The sequence below is a fragment of the Enterococcus sp. S183_ASV_20 genome, assembly GCF_018919685.1.
GTDB classification, from domain to species: Bacteria; Bacillota; Bacilli; order Lactobacillales; family Enterococcaceae; genus Enterococcus; species Enterococcus faecalis.
The window spans coordinates 1-21,553 of record NZ_JAHLRI010000002.1; the positions used below are offsets into that span (position 1 = coordinate 1).

Sequence of the window (21,553 nt, forward strand, 5' to 3'; positions counted from 1 at the left end):
AGATCAAGAGGAACTGATCCACTTGATCTCCAATTATTCTAAGATTTCTCTTTACCAACATCATTTGACAAAGAGCCATTAAAAGAAAAAGCTTTTGCTGGCTTTGATATTGTCACAGTTGCCGAAGCGGCCGGCGTCAATTATCCAAATTTATCAGAATTTATTGGAGAAACAGGGTATTTCGACATGATTTTTGACTTCAAATGGGCTGATTTGGATGTGAAATCAGGAAGCGAATGGTTTTATAGAATCAATTGGTCTTGGAATGATTTACGCACATTAATTTTCAAACAGCAAGAAGCCATGCAAGAGGCTGGTTGGAGTGCAAATTTTATTGAAAATCATGATCAACCTCGAGCGACAACGAAATATTTAAAAGAACAGGCTCAACAGCCAAATGCGGTTAAAACATTCGGCGCCATGTATTTCTTTTTAAGGGGCACGCCTTTTATTTACCAAGGACAAGAATTAGGAATGACCAATTTTGAAAGGGGTTCGATTGATGAATTCGATGATATTTCTAGCATTGATCAATACTATCGAGCAATAAAAGAAGGATTTACGCCCAAAGAAGCCTTGTCACTTGTCAATTTGCGTAGTCGAGACAATGCCCGCACGCCTTTTCCATGGAATGATTCTATGTATGGCGGTTTTTCAAGCGTCAAACCTTGGTTAGGAATGGCGGATAATTATAAAGAAATCAATGCCGAAGCAGAAATAAAAAATAGTCAAAGTATTTTTCATTTCTATAAGCGGATGATTGCATTTCGTCAAAAGAGTCCCTATACAGACATCTTACTTTATGGAACATTTGAGGGTCTATCAAATCTTCCAGATAATGTTATTGCTTATAAACGCAAATTAAATGAAAAAACGATTTACGCCTTTTTTAATTTTGGTGAGGCGGTTCCAATCCCTCATTATTTAGTTAATGGCACAGTTATTTTTGATACACAGTCTGAAGAACGAGAGCAGTTAGTTCAGCAGGGAACATTATTAAAAAGCTATCAAGGACTATTGATTACTATAAATGAGTAGCTAGGAGGAGTATAACATGGCAGAAAATTATCAGCAGGCAGCCAAAGACATTATTCAATTAATCGGTATGGATAACATTATATCGGTCACCCATTGTCAAACGCGGTTACGTTTTATTTTGAAGGACCACGAACAAGTAGATGGTAAACAACTAGAAAAAATCGATTTAGTCAAGGGTGTTTTTTATAATGGTGGTCAATACCAAGTGATTTTAGGAACTGGTATTGTGACTAAAGTGTATGATGAAATAGAAAAACTTGGAATCAATGTTGTGTCAAAAGCAGAGCAAACAGCAATTTTAAAAAATAATGAAACAGGCATGCGCAAAACAATGCGCATTTTAAGTGAAATATTCATTCCAATTGTTCCAGTAATTGCAGCAACAGGATTGTTCCTAGGGTTAAAAGGTGTTATTTTTAACGATACTTTTTTACAATTATTCGGAGCAAGTGTAGCCAATATTCCTGAAAGCTTTCAACAAATTGTCTCTGTCATTACAGATACCGTCTTTGCCTTTTTGCCAGCTTTGATTGTTTGGTCTACCTTTAAAGCATTTAATGCGACACCTGTAATCGGGATTGTTATTGGCTTAATGATGGTATCACCCATTTTACCAAACGCTTATGCAGTTGCAACACCAGATTCTGGCGTGAAAGCTATTATGGCTTTTGGTTTTATCCCAGTTGTCGGTGCACAAGGGTCCGTTTTAAGTGCAATTGCTGCTGGTATAATTGGCGCAAAGATTGAACTTTTTTTCCGAAAAAAGATGCCGAATATTCTTGATCAAATTTTTACACCCTTTATGACTATGTTAATTACTTTTTTAATCATGATTCTCGGAATTGGCCCAATTTTGCATACCGTTGAGTTAGGCATGGTAGATGTTGTCCAATGGTTGATTGGGTTACCCTTAGGATTAGGTGGTTTCGTGATTGGTGCCTCATATCCTTTAATGGTTTTGATTGGTATTCATCATACACTAACTATGGTAGAAACATCATTATTAGCAAATACAGGATTTAATGCATTGATTACAATATGTGCCATGTATGGGTTTGCCAACGTTGGCAGTTGTTTAGCTTTTGCGAAAAAAGCGCAAGATAGCAAAGTGAAGTCGACAGCCATTGGTTCTATGTTGTCTCAATTATTTGGAGTTAGTGAGCCTGTGTTATTTGGATTACTTATTCGTTGGAACTTAAAACCGCTGCTATGTGTCTTGTTTACATCAGGTTTAGGCGGAGCAATTTTAGCTATTTTTCATATTCAATCAAATTCTTATGGCTTAGCCGTTATTCCTTCTTTCTTAATGTATATCTATAGTGCACATCAATTAGTGATCTATTTATTAGTCGCACTTTTATCTGTCGGTGTATGTTATGCATTAACCAGTCTATTTGCAATTCCGCAAGAAGTTTTGATTTCAGATAAAGTAATCGAAGAGGAAGAACGCGAAGTCTTTGAAATGCAACACAATACCTTAGATGAACAACTTTTTTCTCCGGTAACTGGTTACGCCATGAATCTTACTGCTGTTAATGACCCAGTATTTTCAAGCGAGATGATGGGCAAAGGTTTAGCAATCATGCCAACAGCGAACAAGGTTTACGCGCCTGCAGATGGTTTATTAAACTTGGTTGCAGAAACTGGGCACGCTTATGGTATCCAAACGGACGCAGGAGCTGAAGTATTAATTCATATAGGAATTGATACTGTCACATTGGGGCAGGAGGTCTTTCAGACACAAGTAACCCAAGGTCACCGTGTTAAAAAAGGAGATCTTTTAGGAACGTTCGATCGAAAAGCCATTAAAGAAGCTGGGCTTGACTCAACTGTCATGGTTATCATTACAAATACTTCAAGTTATTTAAGCGTAGAGCCAATGATGTCAGATCATAATGAAATTACGCCGGAACAAATCATTTTAAATCTAAATACACCTAACTAAACAAAAGAACAGCAAGAAGTAGTTATCACTTCTTGCTGTTCTTTTTCTTAATAAAAAACCAATGATTTTCGGTTGTATTTGTCTATCCGTTTGTAGTATGATTGAGTCAGTTTTAAAGGAAACATGCCAAGTATGGAAGACCATACTTGACACGCATTGACTAATTAAACATGGGGAACGTTGCCATAAGTTGATGTTCCAGTCAATAATGCAAGTAAATCAAACATAGCATGTACCTCCTTTAATTGATAATCAAAGTATAACATTTTTTAATGAATTTACATAATAATACAAGTGGAGGTCTGTTCGTGAAGGTAGCAGGAGACAAAATAAAACAAGCGAGAAAACTTAAAAAAATCACACAATCAGAGCTGGCTAACGGCATCTGTACGCAAGCAACAATTAGTAATATTGAAAACCGTAATCTATGTGACAGTTTAGATATTTTCTCATCTATTTGCCTCCGATTAGATTTAGAAGTAGAAGAATGCATGATGATTTCTGAAGAAAAGAAAATTGAAAATCTACTAAACAAAGTCGAGGATTTATCTTTACGGTTATTTCACTTAGAGGCCTACAATTTATTACAAGAAGTGCCTGAAGGTCTTATCTTATCTAATAATGAACTAACGACTAAATTGTTATATTATAAGGGAATTACTTGTTTATTAGGAAAAAAAGATAAAGCAGAGGCCTTGTTTTACCTATACCGGGGCGCGGAAATTGACCGTAAAGTCAATATTTACAACATTTTAAGCCTGAATGCGCTAGGTACGCTATATGAACTGGAAAAAGATATGAGAAAAGCGCAAGTGTATTACGAAAAATCATTACAAGAATTGGAACAATTTAAATTAGAATGTTCCTTGGAGCGTTGTAGAATTTATTATAATTCTGCTAAATTCTACTCGGAAATGAAAGACTACCAAAAAAGTGTCATTTTAAGCGAAAAAGGGATTCAGATTTGTCGTGACAAACACTCCATTTATTTGCTAGATTATCTTTTATATGAAAAAGCCTTTAATAAACAAATGCTCGGGGAAGACACAGCCGATGACTATCGTCAAGCCTATTATTTTACACAATTTTTTGGCAATACAGAAGTCCTACAATATATTGAGAAAGATATGAAAGCTTTTAATATTTCCTATTAATTTAATCAAAAAGCCGATAAAAGCTGAAAACCCAGTTTTTATCGGCTTTTTGAAAAGTCTAGGCAAGTTGCTTTTAAAAATCAGCAGTCACGGTTACGATAAGCAAGACGAAGTATTTAGGAGGATTTAAAAATGAAAAGAGTAATGTGGTTTAGACGTGATTTACGATTACAGGATAATAAAGCATTAGCACACGCGTTACAAAATTCTGCAGCTGATGAATTGATTTTATTATTCCAAATGAATCCTCAACAATTTATTCAAGAAAGTGCTAATCATAACGCTTTTTTTGCAAGTTTAGCCTCGCTTAAAGAACGAATCGATCAAGAGGCACATTTACAAATCATGGTCGGCGAACCATTAGATTTATTTTCACGTTTGAAACGCAAATTACCCGATTGGCAGGCCATTTATTTTAATGAAGATACTTGTGGCTTTGGGGCAAAGCGGGACCAGCAAGCTATGCGCTTTTTTGAAGAAAATAATATTCAGTCTTTCTCTTTTCAAGATGCCTATTTGCATGGCTCTGAAGAAATTAAGAAGAACGATGGCAGCAAGTACCAAGTGTTTACGCCCTATTACAATAAATGGAAAGAGGCGCCTAAAGAAACACCGATTCCTGTTTCCTATACAGCTGAAAAAATTTTTAGTGCGTGTCTTTTTCCAGAAGAGGAAGCAGCTTATCGTGAACAGATTGCGAGGATTCCTTTAACACACTATAGTGTCGGCGAAGAAACAGCCAGAAGGCGCTTAAATACTTTTATTGATCAAAAACTTCAATCCTATGAAAATAAGCGTGATTTTCCTTATCAGGATCAAACGAGTCATCTGTCTACTTTTTTAAGAACGGGAGAACTTTCGATTCGCACCATTTGGCAAGAGCTTGCATCTGTGCCTTCTAGCTTAAGTAAAGAAACCTTCAAAAAAGAATTAGCTTGGCGCGACTTTTACAATATGATCTATAGTGCGTTTCCACAACAAAAAGAGGAAGCTATTCAAGAAAAATTTCGTTATATTCAATGGACAAATGACCCAGAAATGTTTGTCAAGTGGCAAAAAGGGGAGACGGGGTACCCTATAATTGATGCCGCAATGCGACAACTGAATCAAACTGGTTGGATGCACAATCGCTTAAGAATGATTACTGCCTCTTTTTTAGTTAAAAATTTACACATCGATTGGCGTTGGGGTGAAAAATACTTTCAAAAAATGTTGATTGATTATGATGCCGCCAATAATATCGGTGGCTGGCAATGGGCTGCTTCAACGGGAACGGACGCTGTCCCGTATTTTCGGATTTTTAATCCAATTATCCAGTCAAAAAAATTTGATAATGACGGCCAGTTCATCAAAAAATATGTTCCAGAACTTAAGCAAGTGCCACAAAAGTATATTCATCAACCAAATATAATGAACGAAGCTTTACAAACGCAATATCATGTACATTTAGGAGAAAATTATCCAAAACCCATTGTCGATTATGCATCAAGTAAAAAACAAACATTGTTTCTATATGAAGCGAGCAAAGAAATTCATCAAGAAATGAACAATCCAAGGTTTAAATAAACAGTAAACCCAACTAGCTTAGCAAATAACTTGTAAGGTTAGTTGGGTAATTAATTAGTCGAAAGAGAGGTGCAATTTATCAGCTAAAGTTTTTTATTCTATTCTAGTTAACATAATATACATTATACAAAGTAGAGTAAAAGGCATTGAAAAGCAAACAAAACCAGTCTTTAATTTATCTAGACTGGTTTTGTCACGTACGTTATATAAATTATGCTTGTTGATTAATTGCTTGTGCGACACGTGCTCCATATTCTGGATTTACTCTAGTGAACAAATCAATTTGACGCGCGATGATTTCTTGATTTTTCACTTGACCTAAAGATGCCGCTATATTGTTAATTAAGTTTTCTTTTTCTTCGCTTGGCAGCAAATTATACAAAGCGTTTGCTTGTGTAAAGTGATCTTGATTATAGCTATAATTACCAACATTTCCTTCAACTTCAAAGGAACTAATTTTCGCCTTAGGATCTTCTTTTGGTGTTTCAGTATAACTATTTGGTTCGTAATTAATTTCGCTATTGCCATTGTTAAAACGCATATTGCCGTCTTTTTGGTAGTTATTTACAGGCGCTTTTGCTTGGTTGATCGGCAATTGGTGACTATTAGCGCCCACACGATGACGATGTGCATCCCCATAAGCGAACAAACGTCCTTGCAATAATTTATCTGGAGAAGCTTCAATACCAGGAACGAAATTCCCTGGTGAAAAGGTTACTTGTTCAACCTCTGCAAAATAATTCTCTGGATTTCTATTTAAAGTCATCGTGCCAACTTCAATCAGCGGATACTCTTTTTGAGAAACCGTTTTTGTTACATCAAAAAGAGTTTCTTTCATTGTTAACGCATCTGCATACGGGATAATTTGCACAGATAATGTCCAAGAAGGAAATTCTTGATTTTCAATTGCATTATGCAAATCTTCAATATGGAAATCGGGATTTTTCCCAGCAATTTCTTCTGCTAATTGACTCTCTAGATTTTTGATTCCTTGATTCGTCTTGAAGTGATATTTAACAAAAAATACTTCTCCAGCAGCATTGACCCATTTGAATGTATGGCTACCAAAACCATGCATGTGACGGAACGACAACGGAATGCCACGATCACTCATTAAAATTGTTACTTGATGAAGGCTTTCCGGTGAATGAGACCAAAAATCCCAAACTGCTTCTGGACTTTTCAAATGCGTCCGCGGATTTCTTTTTTGGCTATGAATAAAATCTGGAAACTTAATTGCATCACGAATGAAAAAAATGGGCGTATTATTGCCAACTAAGTCGTAATTTCCTTCGTCTGTATAGAATTTAAGCGCAAAACCGCGAGGATCACGCAATGTATCTGATGAACCTAATTCTCCAGCTACAGTTGAAAAACGAGCGAATAAAGGTGTTTCTTTGCCAACTTCAGATAAAAAATCGGCTTTAGTATATTGTGCCATTGATTGGCTCACCTTGAAAATCCCATGAGCACCAGCACCTTTGGCATGAACAACCCGTTCTGGCACGCGCTCACGATTAAAATGAGCTAATTTTTCTAATAAATGAACGTCTTGGATTAGGACAGGACCAAATTCTCCTGCAGTTAGCGAATTTTGATTATCGCCAACTGGACTTCCTTGTGACGTAGTTAAATGTTGATTTTTCACCTAAAACACTCCTTCATCTAAAATTATACTCATTGTATAAAAAAACCACTCTGCATAACAAAAATAATGCTTAAAAACACTCGAAAACATTTGTTATTTAATAGAATGATTAAAAATAGCAGTAGAATTTAAATCAAAAACAAATGTATTAATTTTAAACTGTTTACACCATCTAAAATAACAACCAATAATTCAAAGAAAACTAAAATGCTGTTTTTTTATTCAAAAAAGACCTAGCATCCCAATCATGCTAGGTCTTTCGTTACTTTTTTTGAGGGACCGTTTTTATTGGTCATTCAGCGTTATTGATTGATCGCAACAGTCGTATCTTCAGTCGATAGACCTGTCATAGAGGTACTATCGGAAAATATTTTTTCAACTTCTTGTTCTGATAAAATATTTTCTTTCTTAGGCATTGAAATCGACGCTTTTTTGGCTTTTTGTGTAATGCTAATTTTACTAGATAATGATTCAAGTCCCATGTCAACGTTCTTGTCTTGTTGCGGTTTCACATTAATCAACATATTTGTTTTATTTTCTTTTGTATTAACAGAAACTTTAGCAGAAACATCTTTGACTTTTTCGAAAGGATCTTGTTCTTTACCTTTTTCAGATGTTTCTGTCGTAATTTTGATTAACTTTTGTAATTCTTTTTTTGTAAACGTATGGGTAATGGTGTCCCCTTTTTTCTCGAACGTATCCTTGTCTAATCCTTCTAAAAACTCTTTGTATTCCTTAGCAGACTGTTTTCGTTCTTTTTCCGATTCTTGATACTCTTTGATTGTATCTTGCCATTCTTTCGTACTTTCCTCGTTCATGGCTAAAAGATCAATGTATTTTCCTTTTAGTTTTTCTGTATCTAACTGAGAACTATCGATAGCACCGTCAGTCATTGAGTCTGCGACAGCGACAATATATTCCATCATATCTGTTGCTAAATAGAGTTTTGGCTCTTTGCCCTCGTTATCTAACGATCCAACCAATGAAATCGGTACATCCATTCCCATCGCTTTTAATTTCATCTCTAAGTTGAATGCTTTTTCTTTTTTGGCATCTACTTGAATCTTCCCAAAAAGCGATGCGTCTTTGATTTGCGTGATGAGCATCCCAATCATAGGATTCGTTTGTGCACCATCTTCTTGTGAAAATTTCATGTCACTAATTGACATAGAGAAATCCCAAACCCCAGATTCTTGTGCGTTTTGATTGCCGATTCCTTGAATGAACTCATCTTTCGCACTTTTGCCACAACCTGTCAGTAACAAAGCTGAACAGAAAACGCCTGCGACAATCCCCACTTTTCTTTTTAACACACTTTTTCCCCCTCATTATATAAAAAATTAATTCCCTTTTATTAAGAATAGCAAACATTGCTTATAAATAGCAATGTTTAATTTTAGATTTCCTCTCTTTTAATAAATGGGATTGATTTAATCTTTTAGGTTTGAATCATTAAGCTGTATTATTTTTAAAATAAAATTGCTTTTCGCCAAAAAATACTGGGAAAAGTTCTGCTAAACTGCCAGCTAAAGGACCTTCTCGCAATTCTTTTTCAGTGACCCAAAACAAGGGTTGTTCCGTTTCTTCTGGTAGTTCATCCGCTGTTTCTGCAATGAATAATGTGGCTAATTCCCGCGCACCCGAACAATCATTCAGCCATTCTGCAACACCTACTAATTGTGGTTTCAGCACTAAGCCTGTTTCTTCAAGGAGTTCGCGAACCATGGCTGTTTCCATACCCTCGTTTTTTTCAACATGCCCGCCAGGGAACGTCCAACCAGGCCAATCCTTTTTTTGTCGTTCTTGCACAAGGATTTCATTTTTCTGATTTCTAATCATACATAATGTTGTTAATTCTACTTCAAAATTCCGATTCATTTGGCACCTCATCATTTTTTCCTTTGTTAAGGTTACGATACAGAAAAACAGAGAAAGATTCAACTAAGAATTTTCTCTGTTTTATCATCTAACTCTTTAATAAGTCGTATTGCGATTGATATAAATGATGATATAACGCATGTTTTGCCATTAGTTGATCATGAGATCCTTCTTCCACAATACGACCACCATCAATATAGAAAATTTTATCGCTATTTTTGATGGTAGAAAGTCGATGAGCAATAATAAACGATGTCCGTCCTTTTAGAAGTTGTTGTAGTCCTTCTTGTAACAATTCTTCTGTTTTTGTATCAATACTGGAGGTAGCTTCGTCTAAAATTAAAATTTTGGGATCTGCCAGTAAAGCACGAGCAAATGAAATTAATTGGCGTTGTCCTGCCGAGAGAGTACTCCCCCGCTCTTCCACAACTGTTTCATAGCCATCTTTTAAATCCTTGATAAAGTCGTGCGCACGAACAATTTTTGCGGCTTGGATGACTTCTTCCTCTGTGGCTGCTAAATTTCCGTACCGAATGTTTTCAATAATCGTTCCTGAAAAAATAAACGTATCTTGAAGCATTACCCCCATTTGTTTTCTTAACGAACGGAGTGTCACATCGCGAACATCATAACCATCAATTTTAACGGCCCCTTCATTCACATCATAAAAACGACTTAATAAATTGATGATTGTTGTTTTACCCGCACCTGTTGGCCCAACCAAGGCGATTGTTTGTCCTGGCTCAATATGAAAACTAACATCGGTCAAAATATTTTTTCCTTCTTCATAACGGAAATAAACATGCTGAAAGTCAACGGTTCCTTTAATTGGCGGCAACGCAATAGCGTGCGGCGCATCTTGAATTTCTGGAACAACATCCATCGTTTCAAAAATCCTTTCCAAATAGGCTGTTGCAGTAATCAGAGAATTGTAGAAGTTACCAATATTGATGACCGGATTCCAAAAGTTATTGATATAACCGATAAAAGCAATTAGCGTCCCAGTGGTAACGGACACACCTAATTGACGGATTCCTACGAAATAGATAAAACAAGTCGTAATGACGGATATATTTTGCACTGCTGGCCATAATAAATACTGGACACGCACAGCTTTCATAAAGGATTGACGATATTCTTCGCTTACTTCGTTAAAAATCTGGAAATTTTTATCTTCTCGTGCAAAAGATTGCGTAATTTTAATTCCTGAAATACTTTCATGAATATAGGCATTTAAGTTTGATTGTTTATTGCTAAGCTCTTGGTAAGCTTTCCGTTGTTTCCCTTGGATAAACAGAACCATCACGAATAACACAGGCAATAGCAGTAAACTGTATAAGGTTAATTTCACATCAATAAATAACATAAAAATTAAGGTAATAATCACATTAAATAAATCAGAAATTAAATTGATCAATCCGTTACTTAATAAATCACTTAACGTATTGATGTAATTGACTACCCGAATTAAGATTTTTCCATGCGGCCGACTGTCAAAATAAGAAAATGGTAATTTTTGTAGATGCTCAAAAATTGAAAAACGCATATCTTTTAAAATATCTTGTCCAATTTCTGTGATGGCATATATTCGATAACGCATACACCAACCAATAATCACCAAGGAAAATAGGAAAATAGCCCCTAGTATCAAGAGTAACGAGAGATTCTTTTGTGGAATTACTTGGTCAATCGCAATTTTAGTAAAGTAAGGGCCTAACATACTTGCCAGATTAGCTAATATGATGACAAATAATGTTTTAAAAACAGCTTTTTTGTAAGGTTTAATATAGACGCCTAATCGTTTATAGTGAGACCAATTAAATTCTTTTTCTAAAGCCTCATCCACATCAAACGTATTTCTAGCCACGCGACTCACCTTCCTTTGTCAGACCTAATTGTTTTTGATATACGTCAAAATATTTGCCTTTTTGTTCGACTAATTCGCTATGCGTACCGCTTTCCACCACGCGGCCTTTTTCCATCATCAAAATTAAATTGGCCTCTCTCACAGAAGAAATTCGGTGGGCAATAATAAATGTCGTTTTCTTTTCCGTCAAACGGCCTAGTTCTTTTTGAATTTTTGATTCTGTTTCCATATCAACAGCGGAAGTTGTGTCATCTAAAATTAAAATAGCTGGATCTTTGGTTAAAGCACGGGCCAGTGAAATCCGCTGTTTTTGGCCACCAGATAGGCCAACGCCGCGTTCACCAACAATTGTTGCATAACCTTCGGGCATTCTGGAAATAAAGCTATGGGCATCAGCAATTTCAGCCATCATTTGCACTTGTTCCAAGTTAGCCAATGTGTTACCAAAAGCAATGTTATCTTCTATTGTATTGGAAAAAAGAAAGACATCTTGCATAACCATGGAGATATTTTCTCGCAATTTACGAACAGAATAGCTTTTAGCATCTTTTCCATCAATATAAACAGTGCCTTTTGTTGGATCGTAGAACCGAGCGATTAAGTTAACTAAAGTGGTTTTGCCTGAACCAGTTTCCCCTAAAATACCAATTGTTTCACCAGGTTTTGCTGAAAATGAAACATCCGATAAAATGGGGGTTTCAGGATCATCTGAAAAATGAAAGGACACGTGATCAAACGTCACATAGCCTTGGATTGGTTCTGCTTCTTTTTCCCGAGCAATGGGAATCTTCGGTTTCGTTGCTAATAACTGACGAATTTTAATGGACGATGCCGTAAAGCGTTGCACATCATTGATCAACCAGCCACTCATTCGCATCGGCATGTTCAACATCCAGAGAAAGCCGTTAAAGGCCACTAAATCACCAATTGTCATTCGACCTTGAATCACAAAGAGGCCACCAAGAACTAAGGCAATAACATTTAAACTACCTGCAAAACCGTCTAACCACGGTAAATATTTTTTTGAGACATCTGCAGAAGCCATATTCCATTTTTTATAGTCTTCATTGTGCTTGTTAAACTTTTCAATTTCATAAGGTTCTTGAGAAAAAGCTTTAACCACCCGATTTCCACCAATATTTTCTTCGACCATCGAATTTAGCCGAGAAAAACTTTCCCGAATCTCAAAAAAAACCGGATGCGATTCCTTCGACATTTTTTGTGTTAACAGAAAAATCAAAGGCGTAATTAAAATTAATGCCAGCATCAATTGCCAATTGATCGTCCCCATCACAATCACGGCTGCGATGAACCATAAAATACATTCTAAGAGGTTATAAGTGACCCAAGAAACGAAATGGCGGATAGCGTCTGTATCCCCTGTCATTCGCGCCATAATGTCGCCAACACGTGTATGATTAAAGAAATCAAAATCTAATTCTTGAAGTTTGATATACATATCTTTTCTTAAGTCAAATAACGCAGATTGTCCGACCGATTCAAACAAGACTTGATAACTATAACGAACAACTGTCCGAATAACGGTCACCCCAATCATAATCCCAAGAATTGGGACAAGCTCTTCAGTTTTCCCCTGATTGATTACTTGGTCTACAATTCTGCCAGATAACAATGGAATAATAACAATTAAAATAGCGTTAATAACGACAAAAATAACAGCTAGCAGTAACTTATTCTTATTTTTTTTAGCATATTGCCAAATCCATTCAAAACTATTCATTTTCTCCCCTACTCTCTCTTGTTTTTATGGACGTGTATAAGATTACTGTTTTTTTATAGGAAAAGAAATGGGCATTCTTGTATATTTTGATGTACAATATAGTATAGAAAGCGGATACAAGTAGGAGTGATTTTTTATGAACTACACAAATAGTCGAACGTTTAATCCTGAAATTTTATATGCCTTCGATCCTTGGAACGAAGAGACCCACCCTTATAATTGTCATCATCATGAATTTCTGGAAATATCTATTCTTTTAGAAGGTGAATCTGAATATATTGTTCAAGGGCAACAGTACCATGCCACTGCTGGTACGGTGTTTCTTTTTAATCCGCGAACGGAACATGGTGAGCAACAAAAAGTAGGAACTTACTCACATCAACTACACATTGGCATTTCAAATCTCTATTTAGAAGGCTTAGCGCGAAACGTATTTCCAAATAAATCAGCTTTATTAGATTTAAGTCATTTACATGGTGCTTTTTTAGAAAAAGCTTGGCAAATTGTTCATGAATTAAACCATCAAGAAGTTGAATCAGCGTTACAAATTAAAGCTTTAGTTATTGAACTATTGGTTTATATTTTAAGAAGCTTAGCAGTTGATCAAGAAAATAAAATTGAAACTCGGCTATCGAAAACGGAAAAAAGAAAACGAAATTTAGTCAATCATACGATTTATTATCTGGAAACGCACCATGACGAAGAAATTACTTTGGAACAGTTAGCTGAAATGTTATATGTGACCCCGACTTATTTGTCGAAAACCTTTAAAGCGGCCACAGGCGTTGGGCCAATCAATTATTTAATTCAAATCCGCTTAAACCATGCGAAAGAATTGCTGAAAAATGATTCCTTAAGTGTCAAAGAAGTAGCAAAAACGGTTGGTTACGAAGATGCCTATCACTTTAGTAAATTATTCAAAAAATATTATGGAAAATCTCCTTCACAATTTTAAGATAAAAAAACAAGGAATCGTCGGCTTCATTGCGTCCGTTTCCTTGTTTTTGCTTTACGTTGACTCTTTTAACTGTTTCGTCATTGTATAATCGGTATGGCGTTCATTTCCCATATAAAAATCATGTTCATCTGTTTTGACGAAGCCTAACGATTGATAAAATTTTTGCGCTGGATGATTATGTTCCCAAACACCTAACCAAACCGTCTCTTTTTCTGCTTCTTCTGCTAATTCAATTGCTTTCGTAATCAAATGTTTGCCTAAGCCTAAACGCTTAAAAGATTTACGAATATAAATGCGCTCAACTTGTAACGCTTGTGGATGTTGATAGGTAATCTGAGCATCACCGTGATTTAATTTCACATAACCTGCAAGTTCATTATTATAAAAAGCAAAGAAATATTGCGAATCTTTATGTAAGATTTCGCTTTCTAAAACTGCTGGACTAAATTTCCTCTCATAATGTGCCTGTAAATCCTCTTCGTTTTCGCCATCTCCATAAGTATCTGCAAAAGTCTCTTGGCAAATGGCCTCTAATTCTGGTACGTCTGCGACGGTACACTCTCTAATAAATACTGACATACTAAAACTCCTTTGTAGATTAAATCAACTGTTTAATTAAAATTAAACAAGGATTCCAAGCGTCCCATAATGTCGGAAAAACCTCAAGGCGCTTAAAACCCAATGATTCGTAAAAACGAATAGTATGATCGTACACGGAATAATTTCCTTCGTCAACTGTTTTGACTTGAATAAAAAAATAGTTATTTTTAGAATGCGTTTCCACGCTTTCTATCAATAACTTGCCGATACCTTTGCGATGATACCGCTTTTTAACTGCCATACAATGGATTTCTACTGTATCTTTACTTGTTTCTGAAAGTGTTATAAAACCGAGTGTTTTATTCTCTACATCCTTTGCCACCCACATAGGTAAAGTGCTAGCTATATCGATATACTTTCGGGTCTCTTTTTCAAGGCCAAACCATTCTGGAAGATTAAACAATACTTCTTGTGCTGCCTGAGTCTTTTTATCTGCATTTTTTTCCCTTATAATTGTAAATTCTTTCAATTTACAACCTCCTTTTTGTTTACATAACAAAATTATTGTATACCCAATCCTTTTTATTAAATAATAGCATAGGTAGTTTAAAAATGTAAGTTAGTCATTTATTCTTTATTATTTCCTTAAAACGACGCCTTTTCTCGCTAAATCTGCCCTTCCTTTATTTTTTTCTGTTAAACTAAACGTATTAACTCTATGAGGAGCGTGCGTATATGGATTATCTGAACACCTATAAGCGGTTGCTAGCATTGGCAGATGCAGGTCTTTTTTACGGGAAAGATGCTTTTGATCAAGAACGTTACCAAGAACTACGAGAACTTACGTTACAACTTATTAGCGCAACCGGACACGAAGCGACTGTCTTGCCCGACTTAGAAAAAATCTTAACTAAAGAAGAAGGTTATCCAACACCGAAAGTAGATGTTCGCGGTTTGATAAAAAAAGAGAATCGTTTTTTATTAGTTGAAGATTTACGGACCAAAGAATGGTCATTACCTGGTGGCTATGCCGAAATTGGCTGCTCTCCTAAAGAAAATATTGAAAAAGAAGTATTGGAAGAAACTGGCTTAGTTGTTACAGCAAAAGAATTGCTTGCTGTTTATGATACAGATAAACGAAAAGACATTCCTCAACTATTTCAGTACTATAAAATGATCTTTTCTTGTGAGATTTTAGAAAATCATCCCTTTGAAAAAAACATTGAAACCTCGAATTGTGCTTATTTTTCTTTAGATAATCTCCCCCCTCTTTCTATCAAACGAACAACGAAAGAGCAATTAATGGCATTAATGAACCAAACAACTGGAGCGCTTAGTGACTAACAAAAAGGATGAAGAACTTCTGTTCTTCATCCTTTTTCTATCATTATTAATTACATATTTTCTAAAGCGGCTTGGGCTAATAAGTTTAAGTAGTTCCAAGGGCGATCAAAATGTGGTTGGAAGAAGAAATCAGAAATCGCTAAATCTTCGACAGTCATTTTATTTTGGACCGCTAATGATAAAGTATTGGCAGATTGTGTGATATCATATTTAGACATCAATTGACCACCAACAATGCGTTGTGTTCCTTTTTCATAGACTAATTCCATCAGAACTTTTTCAGTTGTTGGCATAAACTCTGGACGATAGTTATCTTCGAAAACAGTTGCTTCGACATCTAGTCCGTTTAATTTGGCACTTTCTTTTGTCACACCTGTTGAACCAATTTTCCAACCGAATAAATATAAGCCAGAAGTTCCCTGTGTGCCACGATAAGCCAATTTTTGTTCAGTCAAATTACGACCTACTAGCATACCTTGACGAACAGCATTCGTTGCTAATGGGATATAATTTTTTGTTTGACTTGGGTTGTAGTGAACAACTGCACTATCACCCGCAGCAAAAATATCAGGATTGCTTGTTTGCATATACTCATTGACTTCAATTGCACCATTTGGTAACATGTCAACTTTATCTTTTAATAATTCTGTATTTGGACGGAAACCAACACACATAATCACCATATCTGCTTCGAATTCTTGACTTGGTGTAATGACTTTTGCTACTTTTCCTTGCTCATCTGCTACGAATTGTTGGACATTTTCACCTAAAGCTAAATTAACGCCACGATCAACTAATTCTTTTTCTAGAACATCTGTGAATGGCTTATCTAAATATTTATTTAAAATGCGGTCTAACCCGTCAACTAAAGTGACTTCTTTACCAGATTCTACAAAAGCTTCTACTAATTCAATACCAATATAACCGCCACCAACGACAACGACACGTTTGGCATCTTTCGCTTTTTCGATGATCACGTTGGCTTGTGAATAGTTCTTACATAATAAAATATTTTCAGCATCAATTCCTGGAATTGGTGGAATAATTGGCCAAGAACCAGTTGTCATCACTAATTTATCATAAGAAACGGTCTCAGTTGCACCCGTTTGTAAGTTTTTCGCTGTAACAGTTTTGTCGTCCACGTTGATTTCTTCAACATTGTGTTCCATCTTCACTGTTGCTCCTAAAGAAGCCAGTTCTTCTGGATTTGAATAAAATAAATCAGCAGCATTTTTAACTACGCCTCCAACGTACAAGGCAATTCCGCAAGATAGGAAGGAAATATTGTCATTTCTTTCATATACAGTGACTTCCGCCTCCGGGTGATTTGCTAAAATACTTTTAACTGCTGAAGTTCCAGCATGGGTACATCCTACGACTACGACTTTCATGTTGTAAATCCCTTCTTTCACAATCTTTGTTTTGCAGAGGTGACGTCTCCCTCTGTCTGTTTAAAATATATCAGAGGAATCAAGCTTATTCGAGTTCTATGCTTGTGAATCGCATATAAAAAAATTCACAAACTGTTGCTAATTCTTAATAATAGCTAGTTAATTTTTTGTTTTTAAGAATTTAAAAGTCAATAACCACACAAAAAAACAAGCATAAGAGTGAAAACTCTTACGCTTGTGAAATTTGCCTAGACAAGTGACTTATCTTTTGATAAATTTTTAACAGTATGTAATTTTTTACACATTCTCCTGTTGTGCTTGTTGGCAATCTGGACATAATCCATATAATTCTAAACGATGTTCATTAATTTCGAAGCCTGTTAATTTACTAGCGGCCATTTCAACGTCCTCTAACCCTGGATAATGAAAATCAACGATTTTACCACATTTTTGACAAATCACGTGATAATGTTTCTTCGAACTAAAATCAAAACGACTAGATGCATCGCCATAACTCATTTCTTGAACGAAACCGATTTCAGTAAATAAACGTAGATTGTTGTAAACCGTTGCTACACTCATATTTGGAAAATGATCTTCTAGTGCGCGATAAATTTCATCAGCTGTTGGGTGTGTATGATTTTCGATTAAATATTCCAAGATAGCATAACGTTGCGGAGTAATTCGGATATTGGCTTCTTTTAATTCAGCGAGTGCATTTTTAACCAATACGTTGTCCATCTTTGTATCCCTCCCCTGTCTATCTTTCTTAAATAATACTATTTCTTATTACGATTGACAAGAATTATTGTAGGATTCTCGTGGAAAAAACGAGCATTTTACTAAACTAAGAGAAATGCTCGTTTTTTTGCGTGTTTTTTATTCTGGAAATTCGTAAAGAGCTGTCGAAAGATAACGTTCACCGTTATCTGGAACCAGCGCTAAGACACGTTTGCCTGCGCCTAATTCGACTGCCAAATCAATGGCCGCTTTAATTGCTGCCCCTGCTGAAATCCCCACAAGGATGCCTTCTTTTGGCCCCATTAAACGAGCAGTTTCTAACGCGTCTTCACTAGAAACAGCGGCAACTTTTTGATAAACGGTGGTGTCTAAAACGTCTGGGACAAAGCCAGCACCTATTCCTTGGATTTTATGTGGACCTGGTTCGCCACCTTCTAAAACAGGCGACTCCGTTGGTTCTACTGCAACAATTTCAATATCTGGAAAAATCCGTTTCAATTCATGGCCAACTCCTGTAACGGTTCCTCCAGTGCCAACACCAGAAACAAACGCATCTAAGCCACGTTTACCAAAGACATCAACAATTTCTTTTCCTGTTTTTTGTTCATGTACCATTGGATTAGCTGGATTATTAAATTGCAAAGGCATGAAGTACCCGTGTTCTTCTGCTAATGCTGTAGCTTTTGCAATTGCCCCTTTCATTCCTTCGGCACCAGGGGTTAATAATAGATCAGCCCCATATGCTTGCATTAATTTGCGGCGTTCAATACTCATAGTATCTGGCATCACAATCTTAACTGGATATCCCAACGCAGCACCTACCATTGCTAACCCAATGCCTGTATTACCACTAGTCGGCTCAATAATCGTTTGTCCAGGTTTTAGGCGACCATCTGCTTCGGCTTGTTGGATCATGCTTAAAGCAATTCGATCTTTCACACTGCCACCAGGATTAAAGAACTCTAGTTTAACAAAAACATCTGCAGCTCCTTCTGGTACCATCCGTTTTAATTTCACAACTGGGCTTTGACCAATTAACTCTGTTACTGATTTTACATAACCTTTAGTCATAATCCTACATCCTCCAATTTTACAAACAATATAATAATTCTTTCTCTAAGCATAGCTCAAAAAAACGATTTCTACCAGAAAAACGAATTTTAGTTTGTGAAAAATTAAATAAAAAAACGGATTATGCTCATCAAATAATTGCTGCTAGCCCTACCTATTTTCACGATAAAAGACCTTACAAAAACTGCCGCTTTTGTAAGGTCCTTCTTCAACTAAATAATTGCAAAGTTAACCGATTTGAATGGTTTGACCCACCGATAAAACAGAATCCAATGTTAATCCATTTAGTGACATTAAATTATCAACTGTCGTTCCAAAACGTGCAGCAATGTCCCACAATGTGTCGCCGTTTGCGACAGTGTAACTTTGACTAGCTACAGTTTCTGCTGTTGCTGTTGCAGAAGCCGCTGTATCGATTGTTGTATCAACGGTTCCCGTTGTATCTGAATAACTAGTGGTTTGAGCGACTGGTGCTCCCCAATCATATTGAGTTAAATTATATGCTTCAATTAACCAATTCAATTTTTCGGCATAGCCTGGATCAGTTGCATAACTTCCAGCTAAAGCGGCTGTTGCATCGCGATAACTGCTAGTATTACTCTTCCAAACGCCTGAATAATGGTATGTATCCCCAAAAGCAGTGGAACGAATAACATTGGCATGATCTTGGAACGATTCCGCATAAGAATTATAACTTCTAAATGCTGCTGTGACGGTCACCCATTGTCCGTCTAAATATTCTTTTGTTGGCATATAAACAGATTGTCCATTATAACTTCCTTTTACACCAAACAAGTTATAGTTCGGTGCAGATGCTAACCCAGAACTACCATAACTACTTTCTAGCAACGCTTGAGCAATCATGACGGAAGCATACATATCATTGCTATTGGCAACGGCTGCTGCTGAATTTCCGATTTCATTAATAAATGCTTGCTGGCTTGATTCTGCTTGGGCAGGTACCGCAGCACCAACCACAGGTGCTAAAATCATTGAAGTCCCCGCAACGGCGGTAGCACGTTTATAAGCTTTTTGCTTTTTAAGAGCTTTTTGAATATGTTTACTACTTCTTGTTAACTGTTCGCTCATTCATTTTTCCTCCTCACTGTCTCACTTTTCTATTTTACCGTTAATTTCCTATTGAAACAAGAAATAAACGTATTAAATTTTGAGTTTTAAAATTTCTGTAATGTAATTGAAATCTTGTTTGTATTTAATTAACCCTCTTCACACTTGTGAAAACAACCACTTCTTCTTTTCAATTTGATGAGATTTTTGTTATTTATCCTCTTACTTTTCTTTATTTATTGTGATAAAATTTTTAATGGACTTGTCACTTTTTGAACAAACTTTATAAGAGAAGTCTGTTTTTGTAGTCAAAACAACTATTGCCGAGTAGTTGTTGTATTACAAAATGAATTACATAGAAATGTAGGTGGTTAGATGAAGAAACAACAATCGGGTTTAACAAATCAAGTGACGTTTTTATTAGCGTTAACTTGCGGGGTCGTGGTCGCCAATATGTATTATATTCAACCAATTGGCACCCAAATTGCTCAGGCCTTTCAAGTCAGTATTGGTTCTATTGGTTTTGTTACTATGCTGACCCAATTAGGCTATGCGCTAGGCTTACTTTTTCTTGTTCCATTAGGCGATGTCGTTGATCGCCGCAAATTAATCATTCGAGTAGCTGCGCTCTCCTCGCTGTCTCTAAGTGCTGCGTTTTTTGCACCAAGTTTTCTCCTGTTTGCACTCTCTTCTTTTTTTATTGGGTTGCTCTCTATTGTCGCCCAAATCATTATTCCTTATGCAGCGGTCATGGCGGGGCCAGCGAACCGTGGTAAAGTAACAGGTCGAATGCTTGGCGGACTATTGACAGGGATTTTATTGTCTCGAACGATCTCGGGTTTCATTGCTAGTGCAGCTTCTTGGCGAGCAGTGTACCTAATCGCCGTAATATTCGTGTTAGCATTGGTCGTTCTACTTCAATTAAAATTGCCCAAAACAGTGATACATACTCAAACTTCAAATCGATTAACTTATTCAGGTTCTTTGAAAAGTCTTCCTAAGCTAATCAAATCGCAACCTTTGTTAAGAGAAGCAACTGTCAATGGCTTTTTTATGTTTGCAACCTTTTCAATCTTTTGGTCTACATTAATTTTCTTTGTTAGTAGTCCAGCTTATTATTGGGGACCGAAAGAAGTCGGTATTTTAGCAATTTTTGGGTTATCAGGGGCTTTCGTAGCACCCATCATTGGTCGTCTATCCGATTATTATCCAGAACGGAAGATTGTTTTGATTGGCCTGCTGATGCAGTTCGGTAGTTTTATCTTACTTTTTCTAGGTGGAACACATGTGGTCTTACTAATCTTAGCAATTATTGTTTTAGATATCGGTACTCAATTTGGGCAAGTAGCCAATCAAACACGCGTCCAAAATTTGGGAGAAGAAGCCAGCAATCGTAACAATACCGTCTTTATGTTTTTCTATTTCATCGGCGGTTCACTGGGTTCATTGATTGGTACATTAATGTGGCAAAACTATGGTTGGTCTGGTGTTACTTTAACTGGTATTGGGTTCCAATTGTTCGCATTATTTTTCCACTTTATGCTCTTTGCTCCCAAAAAGAAATGAAGCAAAAAAACCTGAATGCTATCACAAGCATTCAGGT

Annotated in this window: 17 protein-coding genes and 1 pseudogene; 7 read left to right on the forward strand and 11 right to left on the reverse strand. The window is 36.3% G+C overall.

Annotation, left to right across the window (positions count from 1 at the left end):
* Positions 1–78: 78 nt before the first annotated feature.
* The 4 genes and pseudogenes from KQI94_RS01200 to KQI94_RS01215 all read left to right on the forward strand — a co-directional run.
* Positions 79–1,038: pseudogene (locus KQI94_RS01200) on the forward strand (alpha-amylase family glycosyl hydrolase); the annotation flags it as partial.
* A gap of 16 nt (positions 1,039–1,054) precedes the next feature.
* Positions 1,055–2,983, forward strand: coding sequence for a sucrose-specific PTS transporter subunit IIBC (locus KQI94_RS01205; protein WP_002360285.1), 1,929 nt, complete (start codon positions 1,055–1,057; stop codon positions 2,981–2,983).
* Between the two features lie 272 nt (positions 2,984–3,255).
* Positions 3,256–4,137, forward strand: coding sequence for a helix-turn-helix domain-containing protein (locus KQI94_RS01210; protein ID WP_002363971.1), 882 nt, complete (start codon positions 3,256–3,258; stop codon positions 4,135–4,137).
* Between the two features lie 132 nt (positions 4,138–4,269).
* Positions 4,270–5,703 (forward strand): deoxyribodipyrimidine photo-lyase, encoded by a 1,434-nt coding sequence (locus KQI94_RS01215; RefSeq protein WP_002369376.1) that lies wholly within the window; start codon positions 4,270–4,272, stop codon positions 5,701–5,703.
* Between the two features lie 211 nt (positions 5,704–5,914).
* Here KQI94_RS01215 and KQI94_RS01220 read toward each other — a convergent pair whose 3' ends face one another.
* From KQI94_RS01220 to KQI94_RS01240, 5 genes are all read right to left on the reverse strand, one after another.
* The gene (locus KQI94_RS01220) at positions 5,915–7,351 is read right to left on the reverse strand and encodes a catalase (RefSeq protein ID WP_002357549.1); all 1,437 of its coding nucleotides are present in this window, start codon (positions 7,349–7,351) and stop codon (positions 5,915–5,917) included.
* 302 nt (positions 7,352–7,653) lie between these two features.
* Positions 7,654–8,664 (reverse strand): hypothetical protein, encoded by a 1,011-nt coding sequence (locus KQI94_RS01225; RefSeq protein WP_002369377.1) that lies wholly within the window; start codon positions 8,662–8,664, stop codon positions 7,654–7,656.
* Positions 8,665–8,803: 139 nt separating this feature from the next.
* Positions 8,804–9,229, reverse strand: coding sequence for an NUDIX domain-containing protein (locus KQI94_RS01230; protein WP_002385906.1), 426 nt, complete (start codon positions 9,227–9,229; stop codon positions 8,804–8,806).
* Between the two features lie 88 nt (positions 9,230–9,317).
* Positions 9,318–11,096, reverse strand: coding sequence for an ABC transporter ATP-binding protein (locus KQI94_RS01235; protein ID WP_002369378.1), 1,779 nt, complete (start codon positions 11,094–11,096; stop codon positions 9,318–9,320).
* A complete protein-coding gene (locus KQI94_RS01240) occupies positions 11,089–12,837 on the reverse strand; it encodes an ABC transporter ATP-binding protein (RefSeq protein WP_002369380.1) in 1,749 nt (582 codons plus the stop codon). The genes KQI94_RS01235 and KQI94_RS01240 overlap by 8 nt, the downstream gene beginning before the upstream one ends.
* A gap of 136 nt (positions 12,838–12,973) precedes the next feature.
* Here KQI94_RS01240 and KQI94_RS01245 point away from each other — a divergent pair, with 136 nt between their 5' ends.
* Positions 12,974–13,792, forward strand: coding sequence for an AraC family transcriptional regulator (locus KQI94_RS01245; RefSeq protein WP_002369381.1), 819 nt, complete (start codon positions 12,974–12,976; stop codon positions 13,790–13,792).
* A 54-nt stretch (positions 13,793–13,846) separates the two neighbouring features.
* Here the strand turns inward: KQI94_RS01245 and KQI94_RS01250 are convergent, their stop codons facing one another.
* On the reverse strand, positions 13,847–14,374 hold the full coding sequence (locus tag KQI94_RS01250) for an N-acetyltransferase (protein WP_002357555.1): 528 nt from the start codon (positions 14,372–14,374) through the stop codon (positions 13,847–13,849).
* A gap of 19 nt (positions 14,375–14,393) precedes the next feature.
* Entirely contained in the window at positions 14,394–14,894 is a 501-nt protein-coding gene (locus KQI94_RS01255) for a GNAT family N-acetyltransferase (RefSeq protein ID WP_002390637.1), read from the reverse strand.
* A 176-nt stretch (positions 14,895–15,070) separates the two neighbouring features.
* On the opposite strand from KQI94_RS01255, the gene KQI94_RS01260 reads away from it, so the two are divergent.
* On the forward strand, positions 15,071–15,679 hold the full coding sequence (locus KQI94_RS01260; protein ID WP_002360295.1) for an NUDIX hydrolase: 609 nt from the start codon (positions 15,071–15,073) through the stop codon (positions 15,677–15,679).
* Between the two features lie 50 nt (positions 15,680–15,729).
* Here the strand turns inward: KQI94_RS01260 and KQI94_RS01265 are convergent, their stop codons facing one another.
* From KQI94_RS01265 to KQI94_RS01280, 4 genes are all read right to left on the reverse strand, one after another.
* The gene (locus KQI94_RS01265) at positions 15,730–17,070 is read right to left on the reverse strand and encodes an NADH oxidase (protein WP_002369384.1); all 1,341 of its coding nucleotides are present in this window, start codon (positions 17,068–17,070) and stop codon (positions 15,730–15,732) included.
* Between the two features lie 297 nt (positions 17,071–17,367).
* The gene (locus KQI94_RS01270; protein ID WP_002357560.1) at positions 17,368–17,811 is read right to left on the reverse strand and encodes a Fur family transcriptional regulator; all 444 of its coding nucleotides are present in this window, start codon (positions 17,809–17,811) and stop codon (positions 17,368–17,370) included.
* A 138-nt stretch (positions 17,812–17,949) separates the two neighbouring features.
* On the reverse strand, positions 17,950–18,882 hold the full coding sequence (gene cysK, locus KQI94_RS01275) for a cysteine synthase A (protein WP_002366697.1): 933 nt from the start codon (positions 18,880–18,882) through the stop codon (positions 17,950–17,952).
* 228 nt (positions 18,883–19,110) lie between these two features.
* Positions 19,111–19,971, reverse strand: coding sequence for a glucosaminidase domain-containing protein (locus tag KQI94_RS01280; protein WP_002357562.1), 861 nt, complete (start codon positions 19,969–19,971; stop codon positions 19,111–19,113).
* 354 nt (positions 19,972–20,325) lie between these two features.
* Between KQI94_RS01280 and KQI94_RS01285 the strand changes: the two genes are divergently transcribed.
* The gene (locus KQI94_RS01285) at positions 20,326–21,516 is read left to right on the forward strand and encodes an MFS transporter (protein WP_002390634.1); all 1,191 of its coding nucleotides are present in this window, start codon (positions 20,326–20,328) and stop codon (positions 21,514–21,516) included.
* The last annotated feature ends 37 nt before the right edge of the window (positions 21,517–21,553 follow it).

What these genes read in the sequence shown, in the direction of transcription:
- KQI94_RS01205 (WP_002360285.1), top strand. Translation starts at nt 1,055, where the DNA reads ATGGCAGAAAATTATCAGCAGGCAGCCAAAGACATTATTCAATTAATC.
- KQI94_RS01210 (WP_002363971.1), top strand. Translation starts at nt 3,256, where the DNA reads ATGAATTTACATAATAATACAAGTGGAGGTCTGTTCGTGAAGGTAGCA.
- KQI94_RS01215 (WP_002369376.1), top strand. Translation starts at nt 4,270, where the DNA reads ATGAAAAGAGTAATGTGGTTTAGACGTGATTTACGATTACAGGATAAT.
- KQI94_RS01230 (WP_002385906.1), bottom strand. Translation starts at nt 9,229, where the DNA reads ATGAATCGGAATTTTGAAGTAGAATTAACAACATTATGTATGATTAGA.
- KQI94_RS01240 (WP_002369380.1), bottom strand. Translation starts at nt 12,837, where the DNA reads ATGAATAGTTTTGAATGGATTTGGCAATATGCTAAAAAAAATAAGAAT.
- KQI94_RS01245 (WP_002369381.1), top strand. Translation starts at nt 12,974, where the DNA reads ATGAACTACACAAATAGTCGAACGTTTAATCCTGAAATTTTATATGCC.
- KQI94_RS01250 (WP_002357555.1), bottom strand. Translation starts at nt 14,374, where the DNA reads ATGTCAGTATTTATTAGAGAGTGTACCGTCGCAGACGTACCAGAATTA.
- KQI94_RS01260 (WP_002360295.1), top strand. Translation starts at nt 15,071, where the DNA reads ATGGATTATCTGAACACCTATAAGCGGTTGCTAGCATTGGCAGATGCA.
- KQI94_RS01265 (WP_002369384.1), bottom strand. Translation starts at nt 17,070, where the DNA reads ATGAAAGTCGTAGTCGTAGGATGTACCCATGCTGGAACTTCAGCAGTT.
- KQI94_RS01270 (WP_002357560.1), bottom strand. Translation starts at nt 17,811, where the DNA reads ATGGACAACGTATTGGTTAAAAATGCACTCGCTGAATTAAAAGAAGCC.
- cysK (WP_002366697.1), bottom strand. Translation starts at nt 18,882, where the DNA reads ATGACTAAAGGTTATGTAAAATCAGTAACAGAGTTAATTGGTCAAAGC.
- KQI94_RS01280 (WP_002357562.1), bottom strand. Translation starts at nt 19,971, where the DNA reads ATGAGCGAACAGTTAACAAGAAGTAGTAAACATATTCAAAAAGCTCTT.
- KQI94_RS01285 (WP_002390634.1), top strand. Translation starts at nt 20,326, where the DNA reads ATGAAGAAACAACAATCGGGTTTAACAAATCAAGTGACGTTTTTATTA.